This is a genomic window from Streptomyces sp. NPDC047108 (assembly GCF_040643575.1).
Taxonomy (GTDB): Bacteria; Actinomycetota; Actinomycetes; order Streptomycetales; family Streptomycetaceae; genus Streptomyces.
In genome coordinates this window covers 355,103-370,306 of sequence record NZ_JBEYUP010000003.1, presented here as the reverse complement: position 1 = coordinate 370,306, position 15,204 = coordinate 355,103, and the positions used below count along the sequence as shown (strand labels likewise).

The following is a 15,204-nucleotide window of genomic DNA, read 5'->3' as shown; positions in this document are numbered from 1 at the left end:
AAGTCGCATGAATGGAGTGGAGGTTCGGCCACGTTCCGTCCAACTTCCGTCACAGCGCGACCCGATACACGGTGGAACCGAACAGCTACCGAACGCGTCATCGCCATCGGGGGGCGAGCGGAGCCGGCGCAGGCGCGCCGCTTCCCGCGTCGCCACCGGTTGTGCTCCCTGTGGCAATCCGTACAAGATCGAGTCAATCCCGGTGTGGATGCCGGCCTCCCGGGGCCATACTTCTGGCCGTATACCGTTCCGCCCCGGCCACCGGGCGACGGACCGACGCATCGACCGAGGGGGGTCCCGTGACACAGACGCCGGCCGGCGTCGCCCCTCCGCAGCCGCCGCCCCCCGCGCGCAGGACCGCGTGGTCCGAGGGCGTCGACCGGCTGCGGGCCGCGGCGACCACCGAGCCCGGCAAGCTGCGGATCATCGGCGCGGTCCTGGCCGCGCTGGTCGTCCTCTTCGGTGCGACGACGGCCTGGCAGGTCTCCGAGCGGGCGGACGCCGCGGAGAGCGTGGCGCGCCGCAGCCAGCCGCTCAGCGCCGACGCCGCCAGCATCTACCGGTCGCTCGCCGACGCCGACACCACGGCGGCCGAGGGCTTCCTGACCGGCGGCCAATGGCCGCGCGAGGTGCGCGAGCGCTACGAACGGGACATCGGGACCGCGTCCGCCCTGCTGGTGCAGGCCGCGGCGGCGAGCGACCCCTCCGATCCCGCCGGCCGTCACGTCCGCACCCTCAACGCGCAACTGCCCGTCTACACCGGCCTGATCGAGCAGGCGCGGGCCAACGGCCTGCAGGGGCTGCCGCTGGGCGGCGCGTATCTGCGCCACGCCAACGAGCGGATGCGCAGCGAGCTGCTGCCCGCCGCCCGCGCGCTGTACGACGCAGAGACGGACCGGCTGGGCTCCGACTACGACGACGCCGAGGCGGGTCCCTGGCTCGCGCTCGGCAGCGGCGTGGTCGCGCTGACGGCGCTGGTATGGGCCCAGCGCCGCGACTACCGCCGGACCAACCGGGTGTTCAACCCCGGTCTGGTCGCCGCCGGCGCCGCCTCCGCGGTCGTACTGCTCTGGCTCGCGACCGCGCACACCCTGGCCTGGTCGGGCCTGACCACCTCGTACGAGGACGGGGCGAGGTCGCTGCGTGTCCTCAACGAGGCGCGCATCACCTCCCTCCAGGCACGCGGCGACGAGAGCCTGACGCTGGTGGCGCGCGGCGCGGTGCTCAACGGGGATGGGCAGGACTTCTACGAGGCGGGGTACCGCTCGGCCATGAACCGGCTGGCCGGCACGGGCGACGGCGGCGGCCCCGGCGGGGACGGTGAAGGTGACGGCAAGGGCGGCAAGGCCGGGACGGGACGGCCGGTCCTCCTCGGCACCGCGGCGTCCCTCGCAGACGACCGCGAGGGATCGGCCCCCGTCGCCGCGTGTGCCGACGCCGTACGGGACTGGCGGTCCCTCCACCGCGAGGCCCGGGAGACCGACGACAACGGCGAGTACGAGAATGCGCTGCGGAAGGTCATCGGCGCCGGCGACACGACCGGCCGTCACTTCGACCGGATCGACGCGAGTCTGCAGCAGGCCATGGCGCACGAACAGCGGGAGTTCGCGCACGCGGCGGGCGACGGCCGGAGCGCCCTGACGGGACTGCCGCCGGGCGCCGTCGCCCTCGCCCTTCTGGGCGGGGCGGGCGCGGTGCTCGGCATAGGGCGCAGACTGTCGGAGTACCGGTGAGGGGAGGCATGGTGCGCGAGGAACCGGCGAAGCGCCCCGTCGCGGCTCCGGAACGCCGCACGGCTCCGGAACGCCGCAGGGCTCCGGGACGGCTGCGCGGCTGGGGCGGCGTGGCCGCGATGGCGGTGGCGTGCGGCGTGGCAGCGACCCTGCTGCCCCTGGCCCAGCACGAGGCGGACCCGGGCGGGGACGTGCCCTCCGCCGTGCCCGAGCACGCCTCCGGAGCCTCCCGCGCCCGGCCCTCGGCCGACGAGACCTGCACGGACCCGGAGGCCGGACTGCGCCCATCGGGCAAGAGCGGCCCGGCCGTGGACGCCATCAAGAAGCGCGGCTATCTCATCGCCGGTGTCGACCAGAACAGTTACCGCTGGGGCTACCGCAACCCCGCGACCGGCCGGCTCGAGGGCTTCGACATCGACCTCGTCAGCGCCATCGCCGAGGACATCCTCGGCAAGGACGCCAAGGTCGTCTACCGCGCCATCCCCACCAACCAGCGCATCCCCGCGCTGGAGCAGCGCACCGTCGACATCATCGCGCGCACCATGACCATCAACTGCGACCGCATCCGCCACGTCGCGTTCTCCACCGCCTACTTCCAGGCGGGCCAGCAGGTGCTCGTCCCCAAGGGCTCGTCGGTCACCGCCTTCGACGACACCCTTCGCGGCAAGCGGGTCTGCACGGCGACCGGTTCGACCGGGGAGGCCGAGCTGCGCAAGGAGTCGCACGGCGCGCGGGTCACCACCGTGCCCAACCAACTCGACTGCCTGGTGCGGCTGCAGCTCGGCGAGGCCGACGCGGTCGTCACCGACAACGCCCTGGCGGCGGGCCAGGCGGCGCAGGACCCGTCGGTGACACTGGTGGGTGAGCCGTTCACGGAAGAGCCCTACGGCGTGGCCATGAACCTGGAGGATGAGGATCTGGTACGCCGGGTGAACAAGGTCCTGGAGGACTATCGCGAGAGCGGGGCATGGATGAAGGCGTACAAGCGCTGGCTCGCCTCCGACCTCAAGGGCATCAAGGGCCCGCCCGAGCCCAAGTACCGGAAGGGGTGAGCCGGGAGGGGAACCGGCCGGCAGGGGGACGACCAGGACGGCCGACGACCGAGTAACGAACAGGAGAGGTGATCGATGGGGGTCCCGGGACCCTTTCCCAGCTCCGCGGACGAGCCCCACGGTCCTGTCATGGACCGTGAGGAGGCCGACCGTGCGCTGTCCAGGCTCGGCGCCGAACACGAGGCGATCGAGACGTCCCTGCTCGCGCTCCAGGACCACGCGGGTCGCAGACTCCTGGAAGGGGCGGAGCTCACCGGCACGACCCGGCGCCGGTGGGCCTCGACCGAACAGGTCGTCTCCCTTCTGTGGACCCACTTCGACCTCTACACGGAAGCCCTGGGCGAGGCCCGCGCGGTGCGGGCCCGGCGGCGCTGGCTGTCCCGGGACGATCTGGTCGAACTGACCGATCTGCTGCGCGGCCCCCGCGTCACGATCCCCGGCAGCACCGCCGCGGCCGTCGGCCCCGACGCGTACGCCCCCTCCCCCGGCCTCACCGGACCGGCCCGGCTCAGCGAGCAGTTGAGCATGGAGCAGCTCGTGGACCGGATGAACTCCTGGTACGCGCAGGCGCTGGACGTGGTCGTGGCCGCCGACGCCGTCTGGTCCGCGCTGCCCGCCCGGATAGACCTGCTCTCCGCCGAGCTGCAGCGCACCCGTTCGCTCGCGCACTCCGTCGGTGTCCGCCCCGGCGAGCACCCGGCGGGCGACGACCTGGAGCGCATCACGGCCGAACTCACCGCGCTGCGCGCCCAGGTGGTCTCCGACCCGCTCGCCTTCTGGAACCCGTCGGCATCGGCCAGTTCCGCACCCGGCGGCGGCCGCCCGGACACCTCCCGATACGACCGCGAGGCCCGCGCGCTGGAGGACGTACGGCGGGAGATCGAGGCGGTCCTCGCCGTGCGGCAGGACGCGGAGCGGCGGCTGATCGCGGTGCGGGACCTGCTCTCCCGGGCCGACCGCACGCTCACCGAGGCGCGGCAGGCGCGCGGTGAGGTGCTGGCGAAGATCGCCGCGTCGGAGGTGCCCGCGGTCAGCGGCCCGCCCACCGCGCTGCACGAACAGCTGGCCGCGGCAGCCGACTACCGCAGGCGGTCCCAGTGGCACCGGCTCTCCCCGCTGCTGGAGCGCCTGGAGGAGCGGTCCGAGGAGGAACTGATACGAGCCCGTGAGTCGCTGACCGCGGTGACCGCGCCCCTGGCCGTACGGGCCGAACTCCGCGGCAGGCTCGACGCGTACAAGGCGAAGATCGCCCGGCACGGCTTCGCCGAGGACCCGCTGCTCACGGAGCGGTACGACGCGGCGCGCCGGATGCTGTGGAGCGCGCCGTGCGATCTTCGCGCCGCGGAGGCGGCGGTGCTGCGCTACCAGGCCGCGGCCGCCGAGGTGCTGGTGCCGCGGCAGGCGGAGCCCGCGGACAGGGCGGGCGCCGCCGGGCCGGGAGACACGGGCTGGGCCTCACCCGGCGGGGGCGGTGAAGGGGGCCCATGAGCACCAGCACGGAGGCGTGCCAGCGGCGGGAGTGCCCGGGGACGTACGAGGACGTCGGCGGCGGGCAGGTGTACTGCGACACCTGCGGTCTGGCGCCGGTGGTCTCCGCGGACGGGATGGTCGGGTCGGCGCCGACGGGTGTCGCGGGCGCGGGCGGTACACCGGGGGTGTCGCGTACGCCGTCCTCGCCTGGGTCCGGGTCCGGTGGCTCCGGGTCCGGTGGCTCCGGGTCCGGTGCGGCGCCCTCCAGCGGGTCTCCCTCCGGGCCGTCCTCCGGTGCGTCCGCGTCCGGCAGCGTGGCGACCGTCGGTATGGAGTCCGGCCGTTCGTCGCCGTCCGCCCGTGCGTCGTCCGGGTCCTCCTCGTCCCGCCGGTCGGTGTCGGGGCGGCTCTCGGGAGGCAGCGGCGCCCGTTCGGTGTCGGTGCGCAGCTCCGGCTCCTCCGGATCGCCCTCGGGCCGGGGCAGGCTCGGCGCGGGCCTGGTGTCGGTGCCCGAGGTGCCGCGCCCGGACCCGCGGAGCGCCGTGCTGGAGAAGGCGGAGGTGCCGGAGCGGAAGCGGTTCTGCAGCCGCAGCGACTGCGGGGCCCCGGTGGGGCGCGCCCGCGCGGGTCGGCCGGGACGCACGGAGGGCTACTGCACCAAGTGCGGCCACCCGTACTCGTTCGTGGCGAAGCTGCGGCCCGGCGACGTCGTGCACGGGCAGTACGAGGTCGCGGGCTGCCTGGCGCACGGCGGTCTCGGCTGGATCTACCTCGCCGTGGACCATGCGGTCTCGGACCGCTGGGTGGTCCTCAAGGGCCTGCTCGACACCGGTGACGAGGACGCACTGGCCGCCGCTGTCTCCGAGCGGCGCTTCCTCGCCGAGATCGAGCACGCCAACATCGTGCGGATCTACAACTTCGTCGAGCATCTCGACCAGCGCACCGGCAGCCTCGACGGCTACATCGTGATGGAGTACGTCGGCGGCAAGTCGCTCAAGGACATCGCGAACGAGCGGCGGACACCGGAAGGCCGCCGCGACCCGCTGCCCGTGGAACAGGCCTGCGCGTACGGCCTGGAGGCGCTCGAGGCGCTCGGCCATCTGCACAGCCGGAAGCTGCTGTACTGCGACTTCAAGGTCGACAACGCCATCCAGCAGCAGGACCAGCTCAAGCTGATCGACATGGGCGCGGTCCGGCGGATGGACGACAGGACCAGCGCGATCTACGGCACGGTCGGCTACCAGGCACCGGAAGTCGCGGACGTGGGCCCGTCCGTGGCCTCCGACCTCTACACGGTGGCGCGGACCCTGGCCGTGCTGACCTTCGACTTCCAGGGCTACACCAACGTCTACGCGGACAGCCTCCCCGACCCCGACCACATCGACGTCTTCCGCCGCTACGAGTCGTTCTACCGCCTGCTGGTGCGCGCCACGGACCCCGATCCCGGTCGCCGGTTCGCCTCGGCGGAGGAGATGGCGGAGCAGCTCACCGGCGTGCTGCGGGAGGTCGTCGCACTGAAAACGGGGCAGCCGCGCCCCGCGCTGTCCACGCTCTTCGGGCCCGAACTCCGGGTCGCGGACACGCAGTTGTTCGCCGAGGAGGACCCCGCGCCGCCGCCCGCGACCGGGTCGGCGCGGCCGGCGCCGGTCGAGGCGGCCCCCGGGCCGTCCGAGGAGGCGGTGGCGGCCGGTCAGGGCCTGGCGGCACCCGACCTGCGCGGCGCCGCCCTCGCCCTGCCCGTACCGCAGGTCGACTCCCGTGACCCGAACGCCGGTTTCCTGGCCGGGCTCATGGCCTCCGCCCCCGAGGAATTGCTGGCCACCCTGTCCAACGCGCCCTGCGACTCGGTGGAGTTGCGCCTGCGGGAGCTGCGGGCGCGGCTGGAGACCGGGGACATGGGCGTCGCCGCCGGAGCGCTGGCTCAGCTGGAGGCCGAACACCCCGACGACTGGCGCGTGGTCTGGTCCCGCGGCGTCACCTCGCTGGTGACGGGGGACCACGAGCGGGCGGCCCTGTCCTTCGACGCCGTCTACGACGCGTTCCCCGGCGAGACCGCCCCCAAGCTGGCGCTCGCCCTGTGCGCCGAGGTCCTGGGGCAGTCGGACAACGCCGCCGAGTACTACCACCTCGTCCGGTCCGCCGACCCCGGCTATGTGAGCGCCGCCTTCGGCCTCGCCCGGGTGCGGCTGGCGGCCGGCGACCGCACCGGCGCGGTACGGGCGCTGGAGTCCGTGCCCGAGGCGTCGATCCACTACACGGCGGCGCGCATCGCGGCGGTACGGGCCCGGCTGCGGCAGCGGGCGGCGGGTGATGCGCTGCTCGACGACCTCATGGCCGCCGCCCGGCAGGTCGAAGGGCTGCAGGAGTTCGGCCTGGACGCGGTCCGCCGCGAGCGGCTGTCGACCGAGGTGCTGAGCTGTGCGCTGACCTGGGTGATGGCGGGTGCGCGGGGCGCGCCCGCGACCGCCCGGGCCGCATCCGGAAGCCCCGCGACCGCCGCGACCGCTTCCGGAAGCGCTGCCGCCGGAAGCGCTGCCGCCGGAAGCACGGCCGGGGGAACGGCAGTGAGAGGTACGGGGGCCGGGGAGCCGGCCCCCGGAACCGCGACCGCCGGCGGCACGGCCGAAGGCGGCGGCACCGGGACGGGAGCCGCGGCCGTGAGCGGTGAGGCCGCCGGAGGCGAGGCCGGACCCGGGCCACTCGCCGGGACCGGTGCCGGGGAGCGGCCCGTGCTGCTCGGCAGCCGACTGGACGAGCGGGGCCTGCGGTTCGGGCTGGAACGCTCGTACCGCGTGCTCGCGCGGCTCGCCCAGCGCGGCGAGGAAAGGATCGAACTGGTGGAGCGGGCCAACCGCTGCCGCCCCAGGACGTGGGTGTGAGTGATGTCGCAGATGCCCAAGGTGCCCCAACTGTCGGCCTGCCCCAGCTGCCATGAGCCGCTGGAGCCCGGTGACAACTTCTGCGGCGCGTGCGGTGCCGGTGTACCGACCGCGCAGGCCCCGCTGGGCGACCGGCCCGCGGACGGCCACGGCGCTGCCGCCCGCGTGACGCCGCCCCCGCCCCGGCCGGACACCCGGCTTCCTGACACACCCACGGCACCGGCATCCGCGCGGCCGCGCCCGGAGACCCCCGGGGCCCAATCCGCCCCCGCGGCCGGTGCCCCCGCGGCGCCCGGGTCCGGTACCCCAGCGGGCTGGCCTGCCCCCGACCCGGCCCCCCGGTCCGCCCACGAGGCCCACCGCCCCGAGGACTTGGCCGGAATCGACTCCGCGGACGACGTCGCCCGCCCGGCGTCCCCGGCTCCCGCCGGCGAGGACGCCTACCCGCTCGCGCCACCCGTCGCAGCCGGCGAGGCGGCCCCCGCCGGCCCCCAGGCCGCGGAGACGTACGGGCGTACCGGGGAGACGTCCGGCCCGGCGCCGGACGCGTACGACCTGGCCCCGCCCCGGCGGACGGTGGACGACACCCCGGGGGGCCGTGCCGGCTCCGTCAGCGTCTCCTCGGGAGCTCCGGGGGAGATCTGCGTCGCCTGCCGGACCGGTGCCGTCGACGCCGACGGCTACTGCGGGCACTGCGGACACGCCCAGCCCCGCCGGCGGGACCACATGGAGGAAGGGCTCGACAGCGTCGCGGCGGTCAGCGACCGGGGCCTGCGGCACCACCGCAACGAGGACGCGTACACCGTCTCCACGGCCGCGACGCCCGACGGCGCGCCCGCCGTCGTCGCCGTCGTGTGCGACGGGGTGTCGTCGTCGACGCGGCCCGACGAGGCCTCGCAGGCGGCGGCGGACGCGGCCGGGGCCTCGCTCCTCGCCGCCCTTCCCGTGGGCACCCACCCGCAGCAGGCCATGCACGACGCGATCGTGGCCGCCGCGGAGGCCGTCAACTCCCTGGCGGAATCGCCGCATCAGCCCGAGGAGCACGATCCGCACCGCCACCACCAGAACTCCCCGGCGTGCACGATCGTCTCCGCGGTCGTCACCTCCGGAATCCTCACGGTCGGCTGGGTCGGCGACAGCCGCGTCTACTGGGTGCCCGACGACCGTACGGCGCCCGCCGCGCGGCTGACCGAGGACGACTCGTGGGCCGCCCAGATGGTGGCCACGGGCCTGATGTCGGAGCAGGAGGCCTACACGGACGAGCGCGCGCACGCCATCACGGGCTGGCTCGGCGCGGACGCGTACGAAGTGGAGCCGCACACCGCGTCGTTCAAGCCGGACCGGCCGGGTGTGGTCGTGGTCTGCACGGACGGACTGTGGAACTACGCGGAGGCGGTCGGGGAGATGGCCCGCGCCGTGCCCGCCGACGCCCGGACCCGGCCGCTGCACAGCGCGCAGGCGCTCGTCGGGTACGCCCTCGACAGCGGGGGTCATGACAACGTAACAGTGGCAGTGGTGCCGTTCCCCTCCCCCGCCCAAGGGGCAGGATCGGTCTGAGCGCGGGCGGGCGGGCCGGCAGTACAACCCCGGGACCAGGGGCGTCGGCGGCCGCGCAATGGTCCGCAAGGCCGCGCGACGGGGCCGGTTCGCAACGGGGCGGCACGGCGAACGGGGCGGTACGGCGAACGGGGCGGTACGGCCACCGACCTGCTCGAGGACCACGCACGAGGAGTGACGCACGGGGGGCGCAGACGGATGGGCAGTGACCTGGAGGCGGCAGGACCGCGGTTCTCGGCCGAGGTGTACCAGAACGAGTACCTGCCGGCCGGCGGCCGCGAGGTGAACGCCATCGTCACGGTCACCCGGCACGGCGGCACCGGCGGCCCGCGGGCGTCCGCGCAGCCGACGGGGGCAAGGGGCGGCGGACCGGACGCCGCGGTCGTCATCATGGTCGACTGCTCCGGCTCCATGCAGTACCCGCCCACGAAGATGCGCAACGCCCGCGACGCGACGGCCGCCGCGATCGGCACGCTGCGCGACGGCGTCGCGTTCGCCGTCGTCGGCGGCACCCACCAGGCGCGCGAGGTCTACCCGGGCGACGGCCGCCTCGCGGTCGCCGGCGCGGGCACCCGCGCCGAGGCCGTGCACGCGCTGCGCTCGCTGAGCGCGGGAGGCGGCACCGCCATCGGCACCTGGCTGCGCCTGGCCGACCGGCTGCTCTCCTCCGGGGCCGACGCGTCCATCCGCCACGGCATCCTGCTGACCGACGGGCGCAACGAGCACGAGTCGCCCGAGGCGCTGCGCGCCGCGCTGGAGGAGTGCGCGGGCCGGTTCACCTGCGACGCACGCGGGGTGGGCACGGACTGGGAGGTCAAGGAGGTCAGGGGAATCGCCTCCGCGCTGCTGGGCAGCGCCGACATCGTCGCCGATCCGGCCGGTCTCGCCGCCGACTTCACGCGGATGATGGAGACGGCCATGGGCAAGGAGGTCGCGGACGTGCACCTGCGGCTGTGGACGCCCGTCGGCGCCGAGGTCGCGTTCGTGAAGCAGGTGGCTCCCACCGTCCAGGACCTCACCGACCGGCGCACGGACGCGGGAGCGCGCGCCGGGGACTACCCGACCGGCTCGTGGGGCGACGAGTCGCGCGACTACCACCTCTGCGTACGGGTGCCGCCCGCCGAGGTCGGGCGGGAGATGCTGGCCGCCCGGGTGTCGCTCGTGGTCCCGCCACCGGGCGGCGGCACACCGGAGAAGCTGGCACAGGGGCTCGTACGGGCCGTGTGGACCGACGACGTGGCGGCGTCGACCTCCATCAACCCCCAGGTCGCGCACTACACGGGCCAGGCCGAACTGGCCCAGGCCATCCAGCAAGGGCTCGAAGCACGCAAGTCGGGCGATCGGGACGGAGCCACGGCGAAATTGGGGCGGGCCGTGCATCTGGCGCATACGTCGGGCAACGAGGAGACTGCGAAACTGCTTGCGAAGGTGGTGGACGTGGTCGACCGGGCGACCGGTACTGTGCGACTGAAGAGAGAGGTCGCGGAAGCGGACGAAATGACTCTCGAGACGCGCTCGACCAAGACGGTCCGCGTCAAGAAATAGTTCTGGAACCATCCCGAAGCAGTCGCAAAGGCAAGAACAACGGTCCAGAGGGGGCCGGGTGAGAGGGGGAAGCACCGACATGCCGACCTGCCCGAACGGACACCAGTCGGGTTCCGACGACTGGTGCGAGATCTGCGGACACCGCATGGCCGGTGCCGGAGTTCAGGGCGGAGCGGTCGCGCCGCCGCCCCCGCCGCCACCGGTCCCGGGTGGACCGGGCGCCCACGGAGCCCCGCAGGGCGGCTACGGATACCCGAACCCGAACCAGCCCCCGCAGGGCGGTTACGGATACCCCAGTCCCGACCAGCCTCAGCAGGGCGGTTACGGATACCCGAACCCGAACCAGCCCCCGCAGGGCGGCTACGACTACCCCGGCCCCGACCAGCCCCAGCAGGGCGGCTACGGATACCCGAACCCGAGCGGGCCGCCGGGGCCCTCCCCGTACGGCCAGGGCCCCGGCCCGGCCTCCGGGCCTGTGCCCGGTCAGGGTCCCGGCCCCGCCACGGGTCACGGCTTCGACCCGAACGCCACCGGGCACGCCGAGCTGTGCCCGCAGTGCCGCACCCCCCGTGAGGCGATGGCGCCCTTCTGCGAGGAGTGCCGCTACAACTTCCTGACGCACTCACCGACGTTCACGCCTCCCGCGCCGCCCGCGCCGGGGACGCAGGGCGGGCCTCCCGGCTTCCCCTCGATGCAGCCGCAGGGGCCCGGAGCCGGTGCTCCTCCCCAAACACCGCAGGCACCGCAGGCACCGCAGCCGCCGAACAGCTTCGACTACCAGAGTTCGCGGCCGTCCCAGATGAACCGCCCGGCCGAGCCGCTGGCTCCGCCGCATCCCGGGCAGGAGCAGCAGCCGCTGCACGGAGGCGTTCCTCACGGCGCACCACAGGGCGCTCCCCAGGCCCCGTACGCGGCACAGGCCGGTTTCCCGCAGGCACCTCCGGCTCCCGGGCCCGCTGCCGCGGAAGGCCACGGCGACGACTGGACCCTGCCGCCGCCCGCCCAGGGGCCCGGCCACGGGCAGGGCCCCGGACAGGCGCCCGCGCCGGGCATGGGCCAGTTCCCGGGTGAGCCGCAGGCCGCTCCGCCGGCCAACTGGACCGCGGTGATCGGCCCGGACCGTGAGTACTTCCTGGCCATGATGAACCGCAGCGGACCGGAGGCCGCCGGGCTCAACCTCCCGGCCTACTCACCGGAGCAGCAGCTTGTGCTCTCCGGCAGCCAGATCACCATCGGCCGCCGACGCAACAGCACCGGCGAGTCCCCCGACATCGACCTCTCCCGTCCGCCGGAGGACCCGGGCGTCTCGCACAAGCACGCCGTGCTCGTCTCGCAGCCCGACGGATCCTGGTCGGTCGTCGACCAGGACTCCACCAACGGCACGACCGTCAACGGCGGCGAGGAGCCGATCCAGCCGTTCGTCCCCGTCCCGCTGCAGGACGGCGACCGCGTGCACGTGGGCGCCTGGACGACGATCACCCTCCACCGGGGCTGAGTTCCGCACAGAGGCCCGGGCGTCCCTCGTCAGTGACGAGGGACGCCCGGGTCTCTGGCGTCCGAGCGGCCTTCCCGGCGGCCTGGGCCTCTGCTCCCGTGCGCGACGGTTCGCGGCCCCGGGCCCCTCACCGGCCCGCCTCAGCTCACGCCCGGCCGGGCCGCCAGGTCGTGCCCTGCACCGCCGGGCCGAGCGGCCAGGCGCCCGGGCCCTCCGGGTCGTCCAGCCAGGCCCATTGCTCGGCGCCGCGGATGGTGACGCCGAAGCGGCTGCGTTCGGGATGATGCGCGCGCTGCCACAGCTCGTACGCCTCCTGGGGGCTCAGCCTGCCCGCGGTCAGGGCGAGGAGGAAGGTGAACGGCTCGTGGCGGAGGATGTGTTGGGGCACTCCCTCGGCGTCCTCCGGCTGCGGCGCCGGAAGCCCCGGCAGCGACGGGCCCTGCGGCGGCGCGCCGGTGCGGGCCCGCTCCGGACGTGAAGTCCCGGCCGTCTCCGGTCGTTTCGTCCTTCCCGGCGCTCCGGCGCGCAGCGGTACGAAGTACGCGGAGGTGTTCAGGAACCGGCCCTCGGCCTGGCCGGCGCCGCGAACGCGCAGCCGCAGCAGGCCCGTGGCGAGCGGCGTGACGACGAGCCCGCCCGGCCGGCACTGTTCGAGCCAGGCGTGCGGTACGGATCTCAGGCCACAGGTCGCCAGGATGCGGTCGTACGGTGCGCGCGCAGGACAGCCGTGCGCTCCGTCACCGCTCACGACCTCCGGGCGGTACCCGGCCGCGGCGAGATGGCCGCGGGCGGACTCGGTGATCTCCCGGTCGAGCTCCACGGTGGTCACCCGCTCCGCGCCGAGCCGGTGGGAGAGCAGCGCCGCGTTGTACCCGGTCCCCGCCCCGATCTCCAGGACGCTGTGCCCGTCGCGGACGTCGAGGACCTCCAGCATCTGCGCCATCAGCGAGGGCTGGCTGCTGGAGGAGATGAGCTCGCCGTCACGCGCCTCGATGGCGAGAGGCGTGTCGGCGTACGCGCCGGAGAGCCAGCGGGCCCGTACGCCGGGGTCGGGGTCGCCGTACGAGAGCTGCTCGAAGCCGTCCCGGACCGGCAGGTAGTACGAGGGCACGAAGAGGTGGCGCGGCACGTCCTCGAACGCCGCCCGCCAGGCGGGGTCGGCCAGCAGCCCCTCGGCCGCGATGGCGCGTACGAGTGCGGACCGCGCCGCTGCCGCCGCCTCCGGCTGTGTCCCGGCCTCCGTCATGCCTCCACTGTCCTGCCCGCGCCCCTGCGGCGCGACACCGCGGCCGCTTCCGGCGTCCCGGCCGCTTCCGACGCCTGACCGCTCCGGCCGCACGGCTGCCGCCCCTGCCGGGATCCGTCCGCGGACTTAAGCCCCTGGACCTCGGCCGGGTGTCTGAGACCATGGTGGGGTGACTGAGATTCCACGGGGCACGGTGCAGGATCAGACCTTCTACGAACAGGTCGGCGGGGAGCCGACCTTCCGAAAGCTGGTGCACCGCTTCTACGAGGGCGTCGCCGATGACCCGGTGCTGCGGCCGATGTACCCGGAGGAGGACCTGGGCCCCGCCGAGGAGCGCCTGGTGCTGTTCCTCATGCAGTACTGGGGCGGCCCGCGCACGTACAGCGACAACCGCGGACACCCGCGGCTGCGGATGCGGCACGCGCCGTTCACGGTGAACCGTGCCGCGCACGACGCCTGGCTGCTTCATATGCGCGCCGCCGTGGACGATCTGGAGCTGTCGCCGGAACACGAGGCGCAGCTGTGGAGTTACCTCGAGTACGCGGCAGCATCCATGATCAACACCGCTGACTGAGGCCCCCGTCACGCTGCGATCCGCCGGGCCCTGCCAGGATGGGGCCCGTGTCCGACCCATCCGACCTCGCCGTTCGTGCCGTACTCGACCCGCCGCCGGACCCTCCGGGCCCTCCGGCGGCCACTCCGTCCACCGGCGTACCCGCACCCGCGGGCGCTCGGTCGACCGCACCGGGCACGGCACGTACGCCGGACCTCACGGACGAGCCGGACCCCGCGGGCGAACCGGACCCCGTCGGCGAGCCGGACCCCGGCCCCGTACTGGACCCGGCGGACGCGGCCTTCGCCCGCGACCCGTACCCGTACTACGCCGCCCTGCGCTCGCAGGGCCCGGCGGCGCGCGTCGCGCTGGCCAACGGCACCCACGCCTGGCTGGTCACCGGCTACGAGCAGTCCAGGGCCGTGCTCACCGACCCCCGGTTCTCCAACGTGCCGCCGCAGGGCGCGGGCCGTCGCAAGCCCGACTCCCCCGCCCAGCGTGCCCGCGCCTGCCTGGCCCGCCACATGCTCAACTCCGACGTCCCGGACCACACGCGGCTCCGCCGGCTGACGGCGGCGGCTTTCACGCCCCGCCGCGTGGACGCGCTGCGCCCGCGCATCGAGCGCCTCACGGACGGGCTCGTCACCGACCTGGCGGCGCGGCTGGAGGGCGGGGCCACGGCGGATCTCGTCGACGGCTTCGCGTTCCCGCTGCCGGTCCTGGTGATCGGCGAGGTGCTGGGGGTGCCGGAGGCGGACCGCGGTGATCTGCGCGAGTGGACGTACCGGGTCGGATCCCCCGCGGACGCCCTGGAGCGCGGGGCCGTCGACGAGGCGTGGACCGCGCTGTACGGCTACTTCACCGGGCTGATCGCGGAGAAGCGGCGCCGCCCCGGCGAGGATCTGTTCAGCGCGCTCGTCCACGACGCGACCGAGGGCGGGCTCGACGACGGCGAACTGCTCGCCATGGCCTTCCTGTTGCTCTTCGCGGGCTACGAGACCACGATGAACCTCCTGGCCTCGGCGTCCCTGATGCTGCTCACGCACCCGGCGGAGCTGGAGACGGCGCTGCGGCAGGGTCCCGATCGGTGGGCCGCGGTCGTCGAGGAGACGCTGCGGCACGCGAGCCCGCTGGAGGGCACGACGTGGCGGCGTACGACGGAGGCGGTGGACCTCGGTGGCGGGGCCCTCGTCCCGGCAGGTGCCTCGGTCCTCGCCGTCCTGGCCGCGGCCAACCGCGACCCGTCCCGCTACCCGGACCCGGATGCCTTCCGCCCGGAGCGGTATCTGGCGGGCACGGACGGCGCCGGCGCAAGCGCGGGTGCCGGGGTGGACGGTTGTTCCGCCGCGAACCACGCGGGGACGGTGAGCGGGCAGCGACGGGCCGCCCCCCACGTCGCCTTCGGGCACGGGCCGCACTTCTGCGTCGGGTCGCGCCTGGCGCGGCTCGAGGCGGCGGTCGCCCTGCCTCGCCTCTTCACGGCCTTCCCCGGCCTGCGGCTGGCCGCCGACCTCGCCGGACTCCCGTACAGACCCGGCTTGTTGGTCCGCGGACCGCGCCAGGTCCCGGTGACGACAGCCTCCTGACCCCCGGCCCTCGTGGAGGGCGTTCGCCTGCGTTCGGGACGCGACCCGGGTCGGCGCGCCGACCCGGGTCGCCGGTGTGCGCGTACAG

The 15,204-nt window shown here is 74.7% G+C and carries 10 protein-coding genes; 9 read left to right on the top strand and 1 reads right to left on the bottom strand.

Annotated elements, in window-relative coordinates; all coding sequences use genetic code 11:
- Window positions 1–299 precede the first annotated feature (299 nt).
- The 7 genes from ABZ822_RS09870 (at window position 300) to ABZ822_RS09840 (ending at window position 11,731) form a co-directional block, all read left to right on the top strand.
- Complete coding sequence (locus tag ABZ822_RS09870) at window positions 300–1,733, top strand: hypothetical protein (RefSeq protein ID WP_360849688.1); 1,434 nt, start codon at window positions 300–302, stop codon at window positions 1,731–1,733.
- An 8-nt stretch (window positions 1,734–1,741) separates the two neighbouring features.
- On the top strand, window positions 1,742–2,785 hold the full coding sequence (locus tag ABZ822_RS09865; RefSeq protein WP_360849685.1) for a glutamate ABC transporter substrate-binding protein: 1,044 nt from the start codon (window positions 1,742–1,744) through the stop codon (window positions 2,783–2,785).
- A gap of 75 nt (window positions 2,786–2,860) precedes the next feature.
- Window positions 2,861–4,273, top strand: a complete 1,413-nt coding sequence (locus ABZ822_RS09860; protein ID WP_360850461.1) for a hypothetical protein — start codon at window positions 2,861–2,863, stop codon at window positions 4,271–4,273.
- 665 nt (window positions 4,274–4,938) lie between these two features.
- On the top strand, window positions 4,939–7,134 hold the full coding sequence (locus ABZ822_RS09855) for a tetratricopeptide repeat protein (RefSeq protein ID WP_360849682.1): 2,196 nt from the start codon (window positions 4,939–4,941) through the stop codon (window positions 7,132–7,134).
- 372 nt (window positions 7,135–7,506) lie between these two features.
- Window positions 7,507–8,691 carry a PP2C family serine/threonine-protein phosphatase gene (locus tag ABZ822_RS09850; RefSeq protein WP_360849679.1) on the top strand — a complete coding sequence of 395 codons (1,185 nt, stop codon included), beginning with the start codon at window positions 7,507–7,509 and terminating at the stop codon, window positions 8,689–8,691.
- Window positions 8,692–8,889: 198 nt separating this feature from the next.
- A complete protein-coding gene (locus tag ABZ822_RS09845) occupies window positions 8,890–10,236 on the top strand; it encodes a VWA domain-containing protein (RefSeq protein WP_360849677.1) in 1,347 nt (448 codons plus the stop codon).
- 79 nt (window positions 10,237–10,315) lie between these two features.
- A complete protein-coding gene (locus ABZ822_RS09840) occupies window positions 10,316–11,731 on the top strand; it encodes an FHA domain-containing protein (RefSeq protein WP_360849674.1) in 1,416 nt (471 codons plus the stop codon).
- A 145-nt stretch (window positions 11,732–11,876) separates the two neighbouring features.
- Here the strand turns inward: ABZ822_RS09840 and ABZ822_RS09835 are convergent, their stop codons facing one another.
- Window positions 11,877–12,977, bottom strand: coding sequence for a methyltransferase domain-containing protein (locus ABZ822_RS09835; RefSeq protein WP_360849671.1), 1,101 nt, complete (start codon window positions 12,975–12,977; stop codon window positions 11,877–11,879).
- A gap of 169 nt (window positions 12,978–13,146) precedes the next feature.
- On the opposite strand from ABZ822_RS09835, the gene ABZ822_RS09830 reads away from it, so the two are divergent.
- Together ABZ822_RS09830 and ABZ822_RS09825 are read left to right on the top strand one after the other, a co-directional pair.
- The gene (locus tag ABZ822_RS09830) at window positions 13,147–13,551 is read left to right on the top strand and encodes a globin (RefSeq protein WP_360849668.1); all 405 of its coding nucleotides are present in this window, start codon (window positions 13,147–13,149) and stop codon (window positions 13,549–13,551) included.
- A gap of 47 nt (window positions 13,552–13,598) precedes the next feature.
- A complete protein-coding gene (locus ABZ822_RS09825; RefSeq protein WP_360849666.1) occupies window positions 13,599–15,116 on the top strand; it encodes a cytochrome P450 in 1,518 nt (505 codons plus the stop codon).
- The last annotated feature ends 88 nt before the right edge of the window (window positions 15,117–15,204 follow it).

Bases quoted from the DNA above. Each gene is read 5' to 3' on its own strand.
- ABZ822_RS09865 (WP_360849685.1), top strand. From the start codon at position 1,742: ATGGTGCGCGAGGAACCGGCGAAGCGCCCCGTCGCGGCTCCGGAACGC.
- ABZ822_RS09860 (WP_360850461.1), top strand. From the start codon at position 2,861: ATGGGGGTCCCGGGACCCTTTCCCAGCTCCGCGGACGAGCCCCACGGT.
- ABZ822_RS09845 (WP_360849677.1), top strand. From the start codon at position 8,890: ATGGGCAGTGACCTGGAGGCGGCAGGACCGCGGTTCTCGGCCGAGGTG.
- ABZ822_RS09840 (WP_360849674.1), top strand. From the start codon at position 10,316: ATGCCGACCTGCCCGAACGGACACCAGTCGGGTTCCGACGACTGGTGC.
- ABZ822_RS09835 (WP_360849671.1), bottom strand. From the start codon at position 12,977: ATGACGGAGGCCGGGACACAGCCGGAGGCGGCGGCAGCGGCGCGGTCC.